Origin of the sequence: Escherichia sp. WS338 (assembly GCF_046486405.1) — a bacterium.
Lineage (GTDB): Bacteria > Pseudomonadota > Gammaproteobacteria > Enterobacterales > Enterobacteriaceae > Escherichia > Escherichia coli.
In genome coordinates, this window is record NZ_JBJQLL010000002.1 from 131642 (window position 1) to 151061 (window position 19420).

Genomic DNA, 19420 nt, shown 5'->3' on the forward strand with positions numbered 1-19420 from the left:
ACTCGCGCACTACGCTAAGCCAATAAAGAATCCTGCAATGGTTGCACTCATCAGGTTAGAAAGTGTCGCCGCCGCCAGCGCGCGTAAACCAAGCTGGGCGATTTCCGGTGCACGGTGTGGCGCAACCGCAGAAAACGCCCCCACCACCACCCCGATAGAACCAAAGTTAGCGAAACCGCACAACGCGAAGGAAATAATCGCCACGGTTTTAGCATCCAGAGTGCCAGCTGTTTGCAGATAAGGTGAGAAATTGAGGTAAGCGACAAATTCATTTATTGCCAGTTTCTGTCCAATCAAACTCCCGGCAAGATTCGCATCACTCCAGTCAACACCCATTACCCACGCCAGTGGGGCCAGCAGGTAACCTAAAATGGACTCCAGCGAGGCATGTTCAAAGCCAAACCAGCCGCCAACGCCGCCGATAATACCGTTAATTAACGCAATGATGGCGACAAATGCCATCACTACTGTCGCCACACCTGCGGCGATTTTCAGCCCGGTCATTGCCCCTGTCGCAGCGGCTTCAATAATGCTTTTTGGCGGTGTTTCGGTGAAAGAGAGGTTATTAAAGGAAACCTGCGAAGATTCTGTTGCCGGGCTTAACAGGCGGGCAAACAAGATCCCGCCGGGGATCGCCATTAACGATGCCGCCAGCAGATATTCCACAGGCACGCCCAGTGCGGCGTAACCAATCATTGTCGAACCAGCAATCGAGGCCATCCCGCTACAAATCGCTGTAAATAATTCATTGCGATTCAGACGATTGATAAAGGGTTTGACGATTGCCGGAATTTCGTTTTGCCCGAGGAAAATGGTAGTGACCGCGACGAATGACTCAATCTTGCTGATATTCAATGCTTTCTGGAATATACCGCCGAGAATGCGAATTAAGATCCCCATCACACCGATGTAGTAGAGAATACTCACCAGTGCTGTAACGAAGATAATTGCCGGTAATACCCTGAAACCAAAGATAAATCCTGCGCCATCAAATAAGGTATCCATTTTTGGTCCGACCAGAGAACCAAAGATAAATGCGCTACCTGCATCGCTGTACGCCATCACTTTATGCACGCCAAAAGCGACTTTTTCTGCGACCCAACGCCCTGGTGGTAACCAAAGCATAATGCCGCCAATCACGACCTGTAACACTAACGCCGCGCCAACGGTACGCAGGCTGATCTTCTTCTTGTTTACTGACAGCAAAAACGCAATTGCCAGCAATACCACCATTCCCAGAACACTTCTCATGACATCCATAGTTATTATCTCTTCATGTCATTTTGGGCGACGGCTTTCTGCCCATCAGAAATAGCCGGGCCTGCATCTTGCGATACTGTCCCGGCTTGTTATCAACACTTAATGGGTTTTGATGTAGCCGCGCACGCACTCTTCGACTAATCCCCAGAACCAGTCAGTATCAATAGTGATGCCGACTTTGGTATTGGCGGGCTTGCCAAGAACGCCCAGCTCGTCGCAGACCGTACGCCCGTAGCAAGGGCCGCTGTTAACGTCCACTTCGACGTACATCTCCTGGGTTTTAATGCCATCAGGGTTAATCAGATAACCGATGCAGGTGGCGTCATGCACCGGGCCGCCAGCCAGGCCGTAGTTTTCGAACTGGGTTTTGAGAGTGAAGTTCATGATGTCGCTGAACAGCTCTCCGGCAGGGCCGCCTGCCCTTTCCATCCGAGCAATCACGTCCGGGGTGCAAACGGTCTGGTTGGTGAGATCGAGGCCCATCATCACTAATGGAACGCCGGAGGTGAACACCACGCGTGCGGCTTCCGGGTCAGCAAAGATGTTGAACTCGGCAGATGGGGTGAAGTTGCCAGTACCGTAAGCGCCGCCCATCAGCACAATTTCACGGATTTTCGGCAGGATCGCGGGTTGCATACGCATTGCCACCGCGATATTTGAAAGTGGGCCAACCGGCACCAAAGTGATATCGCCATCGCTTGCCATCAGGGTATCAATGATATATTTCACCGCATGAGTGCTTTCTGCCTGGCGGGTCAGCGGCTCGAATACCGGGCCATCCAGTCCGGTTTCACCGTGAATATTATCGGCAACGATTTGTTGACGCATAATGGGCTGTGGCATCCCCGCATAAACCGGAACATTAATCTCCAGTTTCTGGCAAACATTCAGGCCATTAATTAATGTTTTATCAAGCGTCTGATTACCCGCCACAATGGTGATACCTAATAAATCAATCGCCGGATGTTTCGCTGCCATCATTATGGCAATAGCATCATCATGACCCGGATCACAATCCAGAATAATTTTTCTCTTTTCCATTGTTTATTTCCTCTGTTTCCAGTTGCGTTATTTTTTCTACAGCAAAGAAAATTCGATCGGGCCGATGATTGAATCTTAACAACAGCGTAAGTATGCTAAATATGAGAAATCTCATAGCGGATAAACATCGTGAAAGAAATCCACAATAATGACCTTAAGCAGCAATTGATGAGTGAATCTGCGTTTAAGGATTGCTTTTCAACGGATGTTTCAGCCGATACGCGGCTGTTTCATTTTTTAGCGCGTGACTACATTGTGCAGGAAGGGCAACAGCCGTCATGGCTGTTTTATCTGACGCGAGGCCGCGCCAGGCTTTACGCCACGCTTGCTAATGGTCGCGTGTCGCTGATCGATTTCTTTGCCGCTCCCTGTTTTATTGGCGAGATTGAGTTAATCGACAAAGACCATGAACCGCGTGCGGTGCAGGCTATTGATGAGTGTTGGTGCCTTGCGCTCCCTATGAAACATTACCGCCCGCTGTTATTAAACGACACGCTATTTTTACGAAAACTCTGCGTCACCTTAAGTCATAAAAATTATCGTAATATTGTTTCTTTAACTCAGAATCAATCATTTCCGTTAGTGAATCGCCTGGCAGCTTTTATATTACTCTCGCAGGAAGGTGATCTTTATCACGAAAAGCATACGCAAGCGGCAGAGTATTTAGGTGTTTCTTATCGACATCTTTTATATGTTCTCGCGCAATTCATTCACGACGGTTTATTAATTAAAAGCAAGAAAGGGTATCTAATTAAAAACAGAAAGCAGTTGTCAGGACTGGCACTGGAGATGGACCCGGAAAATAAATTCTCAGGGATGATGCAGTAAAAATTATTTGCAATAGAGCGATTGCCGGATGTGACGCTTAATAAGCGCGTACATCCGGCAATGACACTCAAGCTAAACCAATAAAGAACCCGGCAATGGTCGCGCTCATCAGGTTGGAAAGCGTTGCTGCTGCCAGCGCCCGTAAACCAAGCTGGGCGATTTCCGGTGCGCGTTTTGGCGAAATAGCCGAAAATGCGCCAACGACAACACCGATAGAACCAAAGTTAGCAAAACCACAAAGCGCAAAGGAGATAATCGCAATGGTTTTCACTTCCAGCGTGCCGCCCGTTTGCAGGTATGGGGAGAAGCTCAGGTAAGCGACGAATTCGTTAATCGCCAGTTTCTGCCCAATCAGGCTACCCGCCAGGTTGGCATCACTCCAGTCCACACCCATGATCCACGCCAGCGGTGCCAGCACATAGCCAAAAATACTTTCCAGAGAGGCATTGGCGAAACCAAACCAGCCGCCAATTCCGCCGATAATGCCGTTGATCAGCGCAATAATTGCGACAAACGCCATTACCACCGTCGCCACACCAGCGGCGATTTTCAGCCCGGTCATCGCACCGCTCGCCGCCGCTTCGATAAAGCTTTTTGGCGGCGTTTCGCTGAACGACAGATTTTCAAATGTCACCTGCGAAGGCTCGGTGGCTGGGCTAAGAATACGTGCAAACAAAATACCACCAGGGATCGCCATTAGCGATGCCGCTAACAGGTAATCAATTGGTACGCCCATTCCGGCATAACCAATCATCATCGAACCAGCAATGGACGCCATCCCGCTACAAATTGCGGTAAACAACTCGTTGCGATTCATGCGATCGATAAACGGTTTAACGATCGCCGGGATCTCATTTTGCCCGAGGAAAATAGTGGTAACCGCAACAAAAGATTCGATTTTGCTGATGTTGAGGGCTTTCTGGAAAATGCTGCCAAGGATGCGAATCAGCAGCCCCATCACGCCAATGTAGTACAGCAGACTGATGAGCGCAGTGACGAAGATAATCGCCGGAAGTACGCGAAAGGCGAAGATAAAACCCGCACCGTCAAAGAGGACATCCATTTTCGGCCCGACCAGCGAACCAAAAATGAAGGCGCTACCGGCATCACTGTAAGACATCACTTTATGAACGCCTAATGCCGCCTGTTCTACCGCCCATTTTCCTGGTGGAAAATAGAGCATGATTCCGCCAATGGCGATTTGTAGCAGCAACGCGGCTCCAACCGTGCGCAAACTGATGCTCTTTTTATTCACTGACAACAGAAATGCTATTGCCAGTAACACCACCATCCCCACAACACTTCTCATTATATCCATATTGATTTTCCCTTCATGCCAGTAAACCCGGCGTCAGCGCCAGGTTTTGGTATGCTTGATGAGTACGGGCGACGGCTTTCTGCCCGTCAGAAATTAACCCGCGAGACGCTGGTATTCTTTGGCTATTTCACTCGCCAGGATGGCGTTGTTGAACACCAGCTGGATGTTGGATTTCAGGCTGTCACCGCCGGTCAACTCAGCAACGCGCGCCAGCAGGAATGGCGTACTTTCTTTACCAATAACACCCTGCGCTTCAGCTTCAGCTACCGCCTGATCGATCGCCGCATTGATAGTGTGTTCCGGCATAGCAAACTGTTCCGGAATCGGGTTCGCTACCACGAGGCCACCGTTCAGCCCGCTTTGCCATTTCACCGCCATTGCACGGGCAATTTCGCTGGCGCTGTCGAGACGAATGCTCACGTCAAACGGGCTGGTGCGGCAGAAAAACGCAGGCAGCGCTTTGGTCTGATAGCCAATTAGCGGTACACCGAAAGTTTCTAAATATTCGGTAGTTAAGCCTAAATCGAGAATAGATTTCGCCCCGGCACAAACAACGGTGACATTAGTATTTGCCAGTTCTTGCAAATCGGCAGAAATATCGAAGGTATGTTCCGCCCCGCGATGCACACCACCAATTCCCCCCGTGGCAAATACTTTAATTCCGGCAAGCGCCGCAATAATCATCGTTGAAGCAACGGTGGTTGCGCCATTTTTTCCGGCGGCAACAACAAAAGGTAAATCGCGACGACTAACTTTGGTCACGTTATGCCCTTCACGACCCAGCAATTCAATTTCTTCTTTGCTTAAACCCACTTTCATCACGCCGCCAATAATGGCGATAGTGGTAGGTACAGCACCCTGTTTACGAATAGTTTCTTCAACCTCAATTGCGGTCTGGGCATTTTGTGGGAACGGCATCCCGTGAGAAATAATGGTCGATTCCAGCGCCACAACCGGTTTTTTGTTTTTTAAAGCGTCCTGCACTTCTGGGGAAATTTGTAATAATTCAGGGGAAATTTTTAATTCAGACATTCTGCGTTCTCCACTAACGATATAACGTTGGCAATCGATAAATCGGGGTTATTGGTGTATTCACAGGAGAGCGCCATTGACGAACATCCCTGTGCGAAACGAACAGATTCGGCAAACGGCATTCCGTCTACCCAACACGAAGCAAGCCCCGCCATCATGGCATCGCCCGCTCCGGTAACATTAATGACATTGGTTTTGATCGGCGCAGACCAACCACTTTCACCGCTGATATCACTGTAATAAACGCCGTCGCCGCCCATGCTCAATACCATTCGGTTCAGGCCATGTTGATGGAACCAGGCAGCAACTTTTGCCACATCTTCACGCCCTGACAGCGTAATCCCACTCAGGGTTTCCGCTTCAAGGCGGTTTGGCTTCAGGGTGTGGATCTGATTTAGACGGTCGCGCACTTTGACACATTTCCATGCCGAAACCGGATCGACAAATACAGGTACATTGGCGGCATTATCCAGAATCCATGCCAGTGCCTCTTCACTGATATTACAGTCTGCGACAATGACCTTTGCCCTCTGAATAAATTCACGGTGCTGTGCGAGATATTCAGCTGTAATAGCGTTGCTAATATTCATGTCATTTATAGCAACCAGCATTTCACCGGTATTATCGAGTAATGATAAATAGCTTGACGTATTTTCTCCCGGCACAATCAAGCATTTATCGACATAAACGCCAGATTGATTGGTTTGCGTTAGCAGCGATTGACCATAAAAATCACTGCCTACGGCGCTCAGTAGCCAGGCTTTGTTCCCCAGCAACGCCAGGTTTTGTGCAATATTGCGCCCGACTCCACCAGGCGTAAATTTTATTTTACCTGGATTTGAATCCGCATAATTTAATGATTCATGTGAATATCCGGCGACATCAATATTCGCCGAACCTATAATTACGACATAATCCTTTTCGCGCATAGCACGTCCTCTGGTAAAAAATTACCAACCCTGTCAATCCACAAGAATATTGATACTGCAAAGACGGTTTAAACATGTGTTCATATTTAAACATGTGCTCATAGTATGCATGTTTTACGTAAAGTAAATTACCGCCAGAGAGGCAAAATGGGCAGATTTGAGCAGGCTCACAAAACGCGATTAAATGCCTGAATTATAAAAACGGGGAATTTGTGACGGGATGCACAGAACAGGAACAATAAAAAAGGGCAGAAATTAATCTGCCCTTGAGGAAATAACCTTAGTGTTTGATGAAGGTTTCAGGTTTCTACTAAAAGATAAAACCATTTAAATTCATAAAATTACATTCACAAACCGGTCATTCTCTTTGCGCGCATCAAATGTTACAGGGCAGGAAATTTCTGCCCTGTAACACACCTTTTATTACGCTGCTTTCGCTACTGCGTCCACTTCCGGACGTTTCAGGAAGGCATAGGCCAGACCCGCCACCAGCGTACCGGCAATAATGGCTACCAGGTAACCCAGTACCGGCGTAATAGCGCCAGGGATCAGCAGAACAAACAGACCACCGTGTGGTGCCATCAGTTTCGCACCAATCGCCATTGAGATTGCGCCAGTCAGCGCCCCACCAACGATACAGCACGGTAGCACACGCATCGGATCACGAGCAGCAAACGGAATTGCACCTTCCGAAATAAAGCACAGACCAAGTACCAGAGCGGCTTTGCCACCTTCCTGCTGCGCTTTGTCGAATTTGCGACGCGCCACCATTGTTGCCAGACCCATTGCCAGCGGTGGCACCATACCTGCCGCCATAATCGCCGCCATCGGGCCATAGGTTTGAGTACTCAGCAGACCCACACCGAATGCGTACGCTGCTTTGTTTACCGGACCGCCCATGTCAGTACACATCATGCCACCGAGGATCGCCCCCAGCAGAACCGCATTCGCAGTCCCCATGGTCTGCAGCCAGTGAGTCAACCCTTCGAGAATGCCAGCAACCGGTTTACCGATCAGGTAGATCATCGCCAGACCGACCACCAGACTGGAAATTAGCGGAATGATCAGGATCGGTTTCAGCGCCTCCATACTCTGCGGCAGTTTCAATTGCGTACTGATTAACTTCGCAATGTAACCAGCCAGGAAGCCCGCAATAATACCGCCAATGAAGCCAGAACCGGTGCTGACCGCCAGCATACCGCCAATCAGACCCGGCGTGAGACCCGGACGATCGGCAATGGAAAAGGCAATATAACCTGCCAGTACCGGCACCATCAACGCAAAGGCTGAACCACCACCAATCTGCATCAGCGCCGCAGCCAACGTACCCGGCTCTTTAAACGCTTCGATACCAAAAGCAAAAGAAAGCGCGATACACAGACCACCTGCAACGACCATCGGCAGCATGTAAGAGACGCCCGTCAGCAAGTGACGGTAAGCGCCTGCACCCTCTTTCTTACTTTCAGTGGTCGCTGTTTGAGCTTTGCCCGCCGGTTCATACGGCGTTGCTTCAGCAACCGCTTTATCCAGTTCCTGCGCGGTTTTCTTCAGCGCCAGACCGGTAGAGGTGCGATACATCGGTTTACCAGCAAATTTCGCCAGATCCACTTCGATATCTGCCGCCACAATCACCAGATCCGCTGCTGCGACTTCTTCGGGAGTGATTGCATTACCCGCGCCAACCGAACCACGGGTTTCAACTTTCACCCACCAGCCACGTTTTTTCGCTTCGGTTTCAATGGCTTCAGCCGCCATAAAGGTGTGTGCTACGCCAGTCGGGCAAGCAGTCACCGCAACTACGCGTTTCGGACCGCTGGCGGCAACCGGTGCTGCCGCAGCGACCGGCGCAGTGTAAGGTTTCGCATGGCCTTTGGCTTCACTCAGGAACAGCTCAGGGTGCGCAACTGCCCGGGAAATATCACCCAGCCAGACATTTTTACCGTTCAGCGCGCTGTCATTCGGGATGGAATCACCGAGAACAATCGCCATTTCTGCGTCGTTCGGATTGTCGATGATTTCCAGTTTTGCTTTTCGCGCCGCCGCGCCCAGCAGGGTCTTCGCCATATAGGCGCGTGCCTGACCGAGATTAGCGTCAATAATCAGCAGCGTTTTCATTATGCCTCTCCTGCTGTCAGTTAAAAGGTTGTAAGTCGACGCGCGCCATCATTGCGGCCAACTGCGGACGATCGGTAATACCCACATTGCTTTGACTTACCGCCAGGGCTGCAACAGCTGTCGCCAGACGCAGTGTGTGTTCACTGGATTCACGCATCAGCAAGCCATAAATCAGGCCACCAACCATAGAATCCCCTGCGCCAACGGTGCTTACGACATCGACTGACGGTGGTTTGGCGATCCATTCGCCGGAGGCATTAACCCAAAGCGCGCCTTCGGCACCCAGTGAAATAACAACATGCGCGATGCCTTGTTCACGCAGCGCATGCGCAGCTTCAATCACATCTTTCATTTCAGGCAGTTTACGGCCTGCCCAGATTTCCAGCTCGCGGCGGTTAGGTTTCACCAGCCACGGTGCCGCTTTCAAACCTGCTACTAACGCTTCACGGCTACTATCAAAGATAATGCAAGGACACTGACTACGCAGGCGAGTCATCCAGTCGGTGAACGCTTCCGGGCTGACGCCTGACGGTAAGCTTCCGCTGACACAGACCATATCGAACTGACCGAGCCAGCTCAGAGAATCAGTCACAAAGCGTTCCCAGTCGGCGGGGGTGACTTCAAAACCCGAGAAGTTGAAGTCGGTCACTTCGCCGTCTTTTTCCGTCAGCTTAACGTTAATTCGGGTGCGCCCCTGTACAACCTGGAAACGGTTGGCAATGCCCAGCTCGCTGAACAGTTGCTGAAAACCATCCTGATTGTCTTTACCCAGGAAGCCGCCAACGGTGACATCAATTCCCAGGTCTTTTAATACTTTGGCCACGTTGATGCCTTTACCCGCCGCATGCAGACCGGTGGTTTTCACCAGGTTCACTTCGCCGCGTTCAATTTCCGGGCAGAAACCAACAAGGTCATAAGCCGGATTAAGGGTGATCGTAGCAACACGTCTACTCATTATGCGCCCTCCCCAAGACCAGCAGCGATAGCGTCGCCAATGGCTTTCAGCGCCTGTTCAGCATCTGCACCCTGGGCGGTAAAGCGTAGGCGATGACCTTTCTTAACGCCAAGTGCCACAACTTTCATCAGACTACGTCCGTTTGCCGGTTTGCCGGTGCCATCAAGGTTTGTCACGGTAATATCACTGTTAAATTGTTTAATGGTATTGACCAGCATGGTACCTGGACGAGCATGCAGGCCGTGTTCATTGCGCACCACAAACTCCGCGCTTAACACGTCGTCGGTCGGCGCATCATCGCTGGTCAGCAGCGCCAGCAACGTTGCCGCATCCGCTTTCAGCAAGCGGTCAGCTTTATTATCGAGCAACAAATCAGCGAGACGCTTAAGAACCGCGATGGGCTGATCGTCATTCATCGCCACACTCACCAGCATGGCTGCCGTTTCGCCGTCCACATCAAAAGCATTTGCCGCACGGCTTACCGCAATCGCGCTACGCAGATTGCCTTCGGCGCTATCGCTCAGCCAGATACCCTGCCCGAGGTTCAGCGGTTGTTCATTGATGGCTTTGGTGACGAAAGTGGCGTCAACTGCCCCCGCCTCTTTCAGACGCGCAGCGTTCAGCGCCTGAAGAGTCAGCAGATCGCTGGCGACGATATCCAACGTCAGCATTTCGTTGTCGAGCTTCAGCTGCTCACTCTGCTTTTCGTCCATCAGCAATGCGCGAAGTTCTTCTGCTGTTGTTGCTGACTTCAGTTGTTCAGCAACGGAATCATCGCTCAGTACGTGGGTCAGCTGGCGTAGCAGGCCCAGATGTTCATCCGAGCTGGCAGCAATACCGATCGCCACGTACGCTACCTGGCCGTCACCCCAGGTGACGCCTTCCGGGAACTGAAATACCTGAACGCCGGTTTTCAGCACCTGATCGCGGGTGTCGGTAGTGCCGTGTGGAATAGCAATACCATTGCCGAGGAACGTTGAGGTTTGCTGTTCGCGCGCCAGCATGCCATTGACGTAGCCTTCAGCTACATTACCGGCCTGCACCAGCGCCGCAGCGACCTGGCGAATCGCCTCTTCTTTGTCTCCGGCCTTTTCGCCCGGATGGATGTCCTGTACGGATAACTGGAACATAGTTCTCCTCTCTTGCTGAATTGAAACGATTCAGCTCCTATGAGAAAAAAGCGCCAACCTGGCTTAGGGTTAAAGACAAGATCGCGCTGAAACGTTTCAAGAAAGCATAATACTTTTGTTTCAGCACGCAAGGAAAGCCGTAAAGTTATGAGCAAAAGTTTGATGTGCTGCACAATTTTTTGTCATTTTTCCTAATTGCTGATGGGAAAATCCGTTATCAGCAATTTCATTTCAGCAGCGTCAGCAGCCAATCAGCAACAGTGAAATGGCATTTTGATTATTCGTGGCGCTTTTGATTTCGCTGTCTGTTTATTTTCTGACAAGCAGCGTAAACTCCGCGTCTTCCTCTTCCAGTGATCGACCAGCATGCATAACTCCCCCGCAGTCACCAGCGCGAAATCGTTTGACCTGACCTCGACGGCGTTTTTAATCGTTGCCTTTCTCACCGGTATTGCGGGCGCTCTGCAAACCCCGACACTCAGTATTTTTCTTACTGATGAAGTACATGCCCGTCCGGCGATGGTGGGATTCTTCTTTACCGGCAGCGCTGTCATTGGGATTCTGGTGAGTCAGTTTCTCGCCGGGCGCTCTGATAAGCGCGGCGATCGCAAATCGCTGATTGTCTTTTGCTGCCTGTTAGGCGTGCTGGCCTGCACCCTTTTTGCCTGGAATCGCAACTACTTTGTTTTGCTATTCGTTGGCGTCTTTCTTAGCAGCTTTGGCTCAACCGCTAACCCGCAAATGTTTGCCCTTGCCCGTGAACATGCTGACAAAACCGGACGTGAGGCGGTGATGTTCAGCTCTTTTTTACGCGCTCAGGTTTCACTGGCATGGGTCATTGGCCCACCGCTGGCTTATGCCTTAGCGATGGGTTTCAGCTTTACGGTAATGTATCTGAGCGCAGCGGTAGCGTTTATTGTTTGCGGCGTGATGGTGTGGCTGTTTTTGCCGTCGATGCAAAAAGAGCTTCCGCTGGCGACCGGCACGGTTGAAGCGCCGCGCCGTAACCGTCGCGATACGTTGCTGCTGTTTGTCATTTGTACATTGATGTGGGGCTCGAACAGCCTGTACATCATCAACATGCCGCTATTTATTATCAACGAACTGCATCTTCCCGAGAAACTGGCCGGTGTGATGATGGGGACCGCCGCAGGGCTGGAAATCCCGACCATGTTGATCGCCGGATATTTTGCCAAACGTCTGGGTAAGCGCTTCTTAATGCGCGTTGCTGCCGTGGGTGGCGTCTGTTTTTACGCAGGAATGCTGATGGCGCATTCACCTGTCATTCTGTTGGGCTTGCAGCTGCTAAATGCTATTTTTATTGGCATTCTGGGCGGCATCGGGATGCTCTATTTTCAGGATTTGATGCCCGGTCAGGCAGGTTCAGCCACCACGCTCGATACCAACACGTCGCGCGTGGGCTGGATCATCGCAGGATCAGTGGCGGGCATCGTCGCCGAGATCTGGAATTATCACGCTGTGTTCTGGTTTGCGATGGTGATGATTATCGCTACTCTGTTTTGCTTACTGCGAATTAAAGATGTTTAAGGCGCGGTCAGCATTTCCAGATCGATAAGCCAGGTCATTGCCTGCTGACGCGAGTTACCGCACATTTCAGCGCTGGCTTGTAAGCCTGCACAGACTTTCGGTCGCAGTGGCGAGGTGAAAATTTTACAGCGTTGCTGTTCATCAAGCTGAATGCAGGGCGTATTGGCGGGCTTGCCATCTGGCATACCGGGAATAGGGCTGGAAATTGAAGGGGCAGTGCAACACGCCCCGCAACCCGGACGGCATTCCATACGTTGTTCTCTTAAGGTTAACCACCGGATTGATGAGCGCGCACAGTACCACCTTTTTTGCACCAGCAAAAGTGCGAATACCACTTGCCCGAAAGGCCCGTCGCGAGTACTTTGTCGCGATATTTTTGACATTTTCGACTACAGGAATTTTTCGATGCCAAGAGCGAACGAAATTAAAAAAGGTATGGTACTGAATTACAACGGCAAACTGCTGCTGGTTAAGGACATTGATATTCAGTCGCCCACTGCCCGCGGTGCCGCTACGCTGTACAAAATGCGTTTTTCTGATGTCCGTACCGGGCTGAAAGTAGAAGAGCGTTTCAAAGGTGATGATATCGTTGACACCGTGACGCTGACCCGCCGTTACGTTGACTTCTCCTATGTCGATGGCAACGAATATGTCTTTATGGATAAAGAAGACTATACCCCGTATACCTTCACCAAAGATCAGATTGAAGAAGAGTTGCTGTTTATGCCTGAGGGCGGCATGCCGGACATGCAGGTGCTGACCTGGGACGGTCAACTGCTGGCGCTTGAGCTGCCGCAGACCGTTGATCTGGAAATCGTTGAAACTGCACCAGGCATCAAAGGGGCATCTGCCAGCGCCCGTAACAAACCGGCGACATTGAGCACTGGTCTGGTGATTCAGGTACCAGAATACTTAAGCCCGGGCGAAAAAATTCGTATCCATATCGAAGAACGCCGTTATATGGGGCGTGCTGACTAACTTCAGCCGCATGCAGAAAAGGGATAGCTCAGGCTGTCCCTTTTTTAATTTATTATACCAATCTTCTATTTTGCGCTTCCTGAACACCTTACACCCGCAATATTCACTCGTTGATTGATCGCCCTCACACTTCATCGCATTAACAATCCAGACCAATTTCAATTGCTGTCATATAACTTTACACTGTCATTGTTAATTAATCGTTACTAAGACGTGACTCCTATGAATACAATCGCCTCCGTTACGCTCCCGCATCATGTACACGCTCCACGCTACGATCGCCAGCAGTTGCAATCACGTATCGTTCATTTTGGCTTTGGAGCCTTTCACCGCGCTCATCAGGCGTTACTGACCGATCGTGTGCTGAATGCCCAGGGCGGCGACTGGGGGATCTGTGAAATCAGCTTGTTCAGCGGTGATCAACTGATGAGCCAGCTCCGCGCACAGAACCATTTATATACCGTGCTGGAGAAAGGGGCGGACGGCAATCAGGCGATAATTGTCGGTGCCGTTCACGAATGCCTTAATGCAAAACTGGATTCCTTAGCGGCAATTATTGAGAAATTTTGCGAGCCACAGGTGGCAATTGTTTCCCTGACGATTACCGAAAAAGGCTATTGTATTGACCCAGCCACCGGTGCACTCGACACCAGCAATCCGCGGATTATTCACGATCTTCAAAATCCTGAAGAACCTCACTCCGCGCCGGGTATTCTCGTCGAAGCACTGAAACGACGCCGTGAACGCGGCCTTGCACCGTTTACCGTACTCTCCTGCGACAATATTCCCGACAATGGCCATGTGGTGAAAAACGCGGTGCTGGGGATGGCGGAAAAACGTTCACCAGAACTCGCCGGGTGGATAAAAGAACACGTCAGTTTTCCGGGAACCATGGTCGACCGTATTGTTCCGGCAGCAACCGACGAATCACTGGCGGAAATCAGCCAGCATCTGGGGGTGAATGATCCCTGTGCGATTAGCTGCGAACCGTTTATCCAGTGGGTGGTGGAAGATAACTTCGTCGCTGGGCGTCCTGCCTGGGAAGTCGCAGGTGTACAAATGGTGAATGATGTCCTGCCATGGGAAGAGATGAAACTGCGTATGCTTAATGGCAGCCACTCTTTTCTCGCTTATCTGGGTTACCTCTCAGGATTCGCGCACATCAGTGATTGCATGCAGGATCGCGCATTTCGCCATGCCGCCAGAACATTAATGCTGGATGAGCAAGCGCCGACACTGCGGATTAAAGATGTCGATTTAACACAATATGCGGATAAGTTAATTGCACGTTTTGCTAACCCGGCGCTGAAACATAAGACCTGGCAAATCGCAATGGATGGTAGCCAGAAATTACCGCAACGTATGCTGGCAGGTATTCGCATACATCTGGCGCGCGAAACGGACTGGTCGTTGCTGGCATTAGGCGTTGCAGGCTGGATGCGTTACGTCAGCGGCGTTGATGATGCCGGAAATACCATTGATGTTCGCGATCCGCTTAGCGATAAAATTCGCGATCTTGTTGCGGGCAGCAGCAGTGAGCAACGCGTCACCGCCCTGCTTTCCCTGCGTGAAGTTTTCGGTGATGATCTGCCAGATAACCCGCATTTTGTGCAGGCCATCGAACAAGCCTGGCAACAAATCGCACAATTCGGCGCGCATCAGGCGCTATTAAACACCCTCAAAATTTAACGATTTCTGCGGTTAAAGCGGATGAAGCTCGCCTTCGTCCGCTCTCCCCTTCTCTTTTCTGCCGTTTTTAGCCAGGATTAACGCTCAGTTAACTTTTAAGAGTATTGCGGAGCCGTTGTGACCAGGACCAACCTCATCACCGGTTTTCTCGGCAGCGGGAAAACCACGTCGATTCTTCATCTGTTAGCCCATAAAGATCCCAACGAAAAATGGGCGGTACTGGTTAATGAATTTGGGGAAGTCGGAATTGATGGTGCTTTGCTCGCCGATAGCGGCGCATTGCTGAAAGAGATCCCCGGCGGCTGCATGTGCTGCGTTAATGGTTTACCCATGCAGGTAGGATTGAATACCTTACTGCGTCAGGGAAAACCAGACCGCTTGTTGATAGAGCCGACCGGACTGGGTCATCCGAAACAGATCCTAGATCTCTTAACCGCGCCCGTGTATGAACCGTGGATAGATCTGCGCGCCACGTTGTGCATTCTCGATCCACGCCTGCTGCTGGACGAAAAAAGCGCCAGCAATGAAAACTTCCGTGACCAGCTGGCTGCCGCAGACATTATTGTCGCCAATAAATCCGACCGTGCGACGCCCGAAAGTGAGCAAGCGCTACAGCGCTGGTGGCAGCAAAATGGTGGCGATCGGCAATTAATTCACAGCGAGCATGGGAAAATTGACGGTCATCTTCTGGATTTGCCGCGTCGCAATTTAGCCGAGTTGCCCGCCAGCGCCGCGCATTCTCATCAGCATGGCGTGAAAAAAGGGTTAGCAGCGTTAAGCCTGCCAGAGCATCAACGCTGGCGTCGCAGTCTGAACAGCGGGCAAGGATATCAGGCCTGTGGCTGGATATTCGACGCTGATACGGTATTCGACACCATTGGCATTCTGGAATGGGCGCGACTTGCACCGGTGGAACGCGTCAAAGGCGTGATGCGTATTCCCGAAGGGCTGGTGCGAATCAACCGTCAGGGCGATGACCTGCACATTGAAACGCAAAACGTTGCGCCACCGGACAGTCGTATTGAGCTGATTTCCAGCAGCGAAGCTGACTGGAATGCCTTGCAGAGCGCGCTGTTGAAGCTTCGTTTAGCGACCACCGCGTAAGGTTGCCTGCGTTTTTCAGTAAGATAATTAGAGAAAATATGATTAAAAATTTGCCGCAAATAGTGTTGTTGAATATTGTCGGCCTCGCGCTGTTTCTTTCCTGGTATATTCCCGTTAATCATGGATTCTGGTTGCCGATTGATGCGGATATTTTTTATTTTTTTAATCAGAAACTGGTCGAAAGTAAGGCCTTTTTGTGGCTGGTTGCATTGACCAACAATCGCGCTTTCGACGGTTGTTCACTGCTGGCGATGGGAATGTTGATGCTGAGTTTCTGGCTGAAAGAAAACGCCCCAGGCAGACGACGTATCGTGATTATTGGTCTGGTCATGCTATTAACTGCAGTGGTATTAAACCAGCTGGGTCAGGCATTAATTCCTGTAAAACGGGCCAGCCCAACATTGACTTTTACCGATATTAACCGCGTCAGCGAACTGCTCTCTGTTCCCACGAAAGATGCCTCACGAGATAGCTTTCCCGGCGATCACGGTATGATGCTGCTTATTTTTTCGGCATTCATGTGGCGTTATTTCGGCAAAGTTGCAGGCCTTATCGCCCTTATTATTTTTGTGGTGTTTGCGTTTCCCAGAGTAATGATTGGCGCACACTGGTTTACTGACATCATTGTCGGTTCGATGACCGTGATATTGATCGGTTTGCCCTGGGTGTTGCTGACGCCATTAAGTGATCGATTAATCACCTTTTTTGACAAATCACTACCGGGAAAAAACAAACATTACCAAAACAAATAACTCACAGTAATTAACATCATCAGGTTTATTTTCATAGAGAGGATAATCCTGATGATGCCCCCCTGCTTTAATCCATCGTACGCAAAAATCATTCTCTAAGTAAATGAATGGATTGCATGCGCTTCACTCAATCGTACTTTAATTGACCAATCCCGCTTATTAACTTTCTGTATCACTTTTTCTTATAAAAAATCATGTAAAACCGCTCGCCAAGACCGCACCAATCGGGTAATCTCGAACTCGTTTTGCCTCGGCGGTAGATTATCCTCACAGCATATAATTTTGTGCGTTAGTCCACAGATTTGGCCTTAAGGAATTGTTTCAACATGCCCAGGTAATTAGTCTCGTGTCGCTTGGCATTTTTTTATAACGATATTTGTCGTTAAGGACTTCAAGGGAAAACAAACAACATGGTCAAATCTCAACCGATTTTGAGATATATCTTGCGCGGGATCCCCGCGATTGCAGTAGCGGTTCTGCTTTCTGCATGTAGTGCAAATAACACCGCAAAGAATATGCATCCTGAGACACGTGCAGTGGGTAGTGAAACATCATCACTGCAAGCTTCTCAGGATGAATTTGAAAACCTGGTTCGTAATGTCGACGTAAAATCGCGAATTATGGATCAGTATGCTGACTGGAAAGGCGTACGCTATCGTCTGGGCGGCAGCACTAAAAAAGGTATCGATTGTTCTGGTTTCGTACAGCGTACATTCCGTGAGCAATTTGGCTTAGAACTTCCGCGTTCGACTTACGAACAGCAGGAAATGGGTAAATCGGTTTCCCGCAGTAATTTGCGTACGGGTGATTTAGTTCTGTTCCGTGCCGGTTCAACGGGACGCCATGTCGGTATTTATATCGGCAACAATCAGTTTGTCCATGCTTCCACCAGCAGTGGTGTTATTATTTCCAGCATGAATGAACCGTACTGGAAGAAGCGTTACAACGAAGCACGCCGGGTTCTCAGCCGCAGCTAATAAACCGTTTGGATGCAATCCCTTGGCTATCCTGACGAGTTAACTGAAAGCACTGCTTAGGCAGTGCTTTTTTGTTTTCATTCATCAGAGAAAATGATGTTTCCGCGTCTTGATCCAGGCTATAGTCCGGTCATTGTTATCTTTTAAATGTTGTCGTAATTTCAGGAAATTAACGGAATCATGTTTATACGCGCTCCCAATTCTGGACGTAAGCTCCTGCTTACCTGCATTGTTGCAGGCGTGATGATTGCGATACTGGTGAGCTGCCTTCAGTTTTTAGTGGCCTGGCATAAGCACGAAGTCAAATACGACACACTGATTACCGACGTACAAAAGTATCTCGATACCTATTTTGCCGACCTTAAATCCACTACTGACCGGCTCCAGCCGCTGACCTTAGATACCTGCCAGCAGGCTAACCCCGAACTGACTGCCCGCGCGGCGTTTAGCATGAATGTCCGTACGTTTGTGCTGGTGAAAGATAAAAAAACATTCTGTTCATCTGCGACTGGTGAGATGGACATTCCACTAAAAGAATTGATTCCGGCGCTCGACATTAATAAAAATGTCGATATGGCGATCTTACCCGGTACGCCGATGGTGCCGAACAAACCCGCAATCGTCATCTGGTATCGCAACCCGTTGTTGAAAAATAGTGGCGTGTTTGCCGCGCTGAATCTCAATCTGACGCCTTCTCTCTTTTATAGTTCACGGCAGGAAGATTACGATGGCGTCGCCCTCATTATTGGTAATACTGCGCTATCTACCTTTTCTTCACGTTTGATGAACGTTAATGAATTAACCGACATGCCGGTCCGTGAAACTAAAATTGCGGGCATTCCTCTGACCGTTCGGCTTTATGCAGATGACTGGACATGGAACGATGTGTGGTACGCATTTTTACTGGGTGGCATGAGTGGAACTTTCGTTGGACTTCTCTGCTATTACCTGATGAGTGTGCGTATGCGCCCAGGCAGAGAAATCATGACCGCCATCAAGCGCGAACAATTTTACGTGGTGTATCAACCGGTGGTTGATACACAAGCTTTGCGGGTAACGGGCCTGGAAGTACTGCTACGCTGGCGGCATCCAGTAGCAGGTGAAATCCCCCCGGATGCCTTCATTAACTTTGCCGAAGCGCAAAAGATGATTGTGCCACTGACTCAGCACCTGTTTGAGTTGATTGCCCGCGATGCCGCAGAATTAGAAAAAGTACTGCCGGTAGGCGTCAAATTTGGCATTAACATTGCGCCGGCCCACTTGCACAGCGAAAGCTTTAAAGCGGATATCCAGAAACTGCTCACTTCCCTGCCCGCACACCATTTCCAGATTGTGCTGGAAATTACCGAGCGCGATATGCTGAAAGAGCGAGAAGCCACACAACTCTTCGCCTGGCTGCACTCGGTCGGCGTAGAAATTGCTATTGATGACTTCGGCACCGGGCACAGCGCGCTTATCTATCTTGAGCGTTTTACGCTCGATTATCTGAAAATTGATCGTGGATTTATCAACGCCATCGGTACGGAAACGATCACTTCACCCGTACTTGACGCGGTGCTGACACTGGCGAAACGTCTCAATATGCTGACAGTTGCTGAAGGGGTCGAAACGCCAGAACAGGCACGATGGCTAAGCGAACGCGGCGTTAATTTCATGCAAGGCTACTGGATTAGTCGCCCGTTACCGCTGGACGATTTTGTTCGCTGGCTGAAGAAACCGTATACGCCGCAGTGGTAAGGTGTGCTTACGTCCCTTATTATTCAT

17 protein-coding genes are annotated in these 19420 nt (G+C 50.1%); 8 read left to right on the plus strand and 9 right to left on the minus strand.

The features are described 5' to 3' along the window. Positions 1 to 9: 9 nt before the first annotated feature. Positions 10 to 1260, minus strand: coding sequence for a NupC/NupG family nucleoside CNT transporter (locus ACJHWT_RS02030; protein ID WP_021539256.1), 1251 nt, complete (start codon positions 1258 to 1260; stop codon positions 10 to 12). Between the two features lie 99 nt (positions 1261 to 1359). Next, positions 1360 to 2301, minus strand: a complete 942-nt coding sequence (gene rihB, locus ACJHWT_RS02035) for a ribosylpyrimidine nucleosidase (protein WP_000415429.1) — start codon at positions 2299 to 2301, stop codon at positions 1360 to 1362. A gap of 129 nt (positions 2302 to 2430) precedes the next feature. Here rihB and ACJHWT_RS02040 point away from each other — a divergent pair, with 129 nt between their 5' ends. Continuing rightward, entirely contained in the window at positions 2431 to 3129 is a 699-nt protein-coding gene (locus ACJHWT_RS02040) for a transcriptional regulator YeiL (protein WP_021539257.1), read from the plus strand. Positions 3130 to 3196: 67 nt separating this feature from the next. Here ACJHWT_RS02040 and ACJHWT_RS02045 read toward each other — a convergent pair whose 3' ends face one another. The 6 genes from ACJHWT_RS02045 to fruB form a co-directional block, all read right to left on the minus strand. Further along, on the minus strand, positions 3197 to 4447 hold the full coding sequence (locus tag ACJHWT_RS02045) for a NupC/NupG family nucleoside CNT transporter (protein ID WP_000353878.1): 1251 nt from the start codon (positions 4445 to 4447) through the stop codon (positions 3197 to 3199). A gap of 93 nt (positions 4448 to 4540) precedes the next feature. Continuing rightward, positions 4541 to 5479: a pseudouridine-5'-phosphate glycosidase gene (gene psuG, locus ACJHWT_RS02050; protein WP_021539258.1), complete on the minus strand. Its 939-nt coding sequence runs from the start codon at positions 5477 to 5479 to the stop codon at positions 4541 to 4543. Further along, positions 5467 to 6408, minus strand: coding sequence for a pseudouridine kinase (locus tag ACJHWT_RS02055; protein ID WP_021539259.1), 942 nt, complete (start codon positions 6406 to 6408; stop codon positions 5467 to 5469). The genes psuG and ACJHWT_RS02055 overlap by 13 nt, the downstream gene beginning before the upstream one ends. Before the next feature lie 423 nt (positions 6409 to 6831). Beyond that, positions 6832 to 8523: a PTS fructose transporter subunit IIBC gene (fruA, locus tag ACJHWT_RS02060; RefSeq protein ID WP_021539260.1), complete on the minus strand. Its 1692-nt coding sequence runs from the start codon at positions 8521 to 8523 to the stop codon at positions 6832 to 6834. 16 nt (positions 8524 to 8539) lie between these two features. Further along, a complete protein-coding gene (gene fruK / locus ACJHWT_RS02065; RefSeq protein WP_000091263.1) occupies positions 8540 to 9478 on the minus strand; it encodes a 1-phosphofructokinase in 939 nt (312 codons plus the stop codon). Next, complete coding sequence (fruB, locus tag ACJHWT_RS02070; RefSeq protein WP_021539261.1) at positions 9478 to 10608, minus strand: fused PTS fructose transporter subunit IIA/HPr protein; 1131 nt, start codon at positions 10606 to 10608, stop codon at positions 9478 to 9480. The genes fruK and fruB overlap by 1 nt, the downstream gene beginning before the upstream one ends. Before the next feature lie 366 nt (positions 10609 to 10974). Here fruB and setB point away from each other — a divergent pair, with 366 nt between their 5' ends. Continuing rightward, a complete protein-coding gene (gene setB, locus ACJHWT_RS02075) occupies positions 10975 to 12156 on the plus strand; it encodes a sugar efflux transporter SetB (protein WP_021539262.1) in 1182 nt (393 codons plus the stop codon). Here setB and ACJHWT_RS02080 read toward each other — a convergent pair. Continuing rightward, positions 12153 to 12407, minus strand: a complete 255-nt coding sequence (locus ACJHWT_RS02080) for a YkgJ family cysteine cluster protein (protein ID WP_000389030.1) — start codon at positions 12405 to 12407, stop codon at positions 12153 to 12155. The genes setB and ACJHWT_RS02080 overlap by 4 nt on opposite strands. A 154-nt stretch (positions 12408 to 12561) precedes the next feature. Between ACJHWT_RS02080 and yeiP the strand changes: the two genes are divergently transcribed. The 6 genes from yeiP (at position 12562) to ACJHWT_RS02110 (ending at position 19393) form a co-directional block, all read left to right on the plus strand. After that, on the plus strand, positions 12562 to 13134 hold the full coding sequence (gene yeiP / locus ACJHWT_RS02085; protein ID WP_001136827.1) for an elongation factor P-like protein YeiP: 573 nt from the start codon (positions 12562 to 12564) through the stop codon (positions 13132 to 13134). Positions 13135 to 13356: 222 nt separating this feature from the next. Continuing rightward, positions 13357 to 14823 (plus strand): mannitol dehydrogenase family protein, encoded by a 1467-nt coding sequence (locus ACJHWT_RS02090; protein ID WP_001091918.1) that lies wholly within the window; start codon positions 13357 to 13359, stop codon positions 14821 to 14823. Positions 14824 to 14940: 117 nt separating this feature from the next. Further along, a complete protein-coding gene (yeiR, locus tag ACJHWT_RS02095) occupies positions 14941 to 15927 on the plus strand; it encodes a zinc-binding GTPase YeiR (protein ID WP_000198811.1) in 987 nt (328 codons plus the stop codon). A 38-nt stretch (positions 15928 to 15965) separates the two neighbouring features. After that, positions 15966 to 16679: a Kdo(2)-lipid A phosphotransferase gene (gene lpxT / locus ACJHWT_RS02100; protein ID WP_001317950.1), complete on the plus strand. Its 714-nt coding sequence runs from the start codon at positions 15966 to 15968 to the stop codon at positions 16677 to 16679. Positions 16680 to 17089: 410 nt separating this feature from the next. Next, complete coding sequence (gene mepS, locus ACJHWT_RS02105) at positions 17090 to 17656, plus strand: bifunctional murein DD-endopeptidase/murein LD-carboxypeptidase (protein ID WP_000241011.1); 567 nt, start codon at positions 17090 to 17092, stop codon at positions 17654 to 17656. Positions 17657 to 17836: 180 nt separating this feature from the next. Beyond that, the gene (locus ACJHWT_RS02110; RefSeq protein ID WP_000470583.1) at positions 17837 to 19393 is read left to right on the plus strand and encodes a cyclic di-GMP phosphodiesterase; all 1557 of its coding nucleotides are present in this window, start codon (positions 17837 to 17839) and stop codon (positions 19391 to 19393) included. Positions 19394 to 19420: the final 27 nt, after the last annotated feature.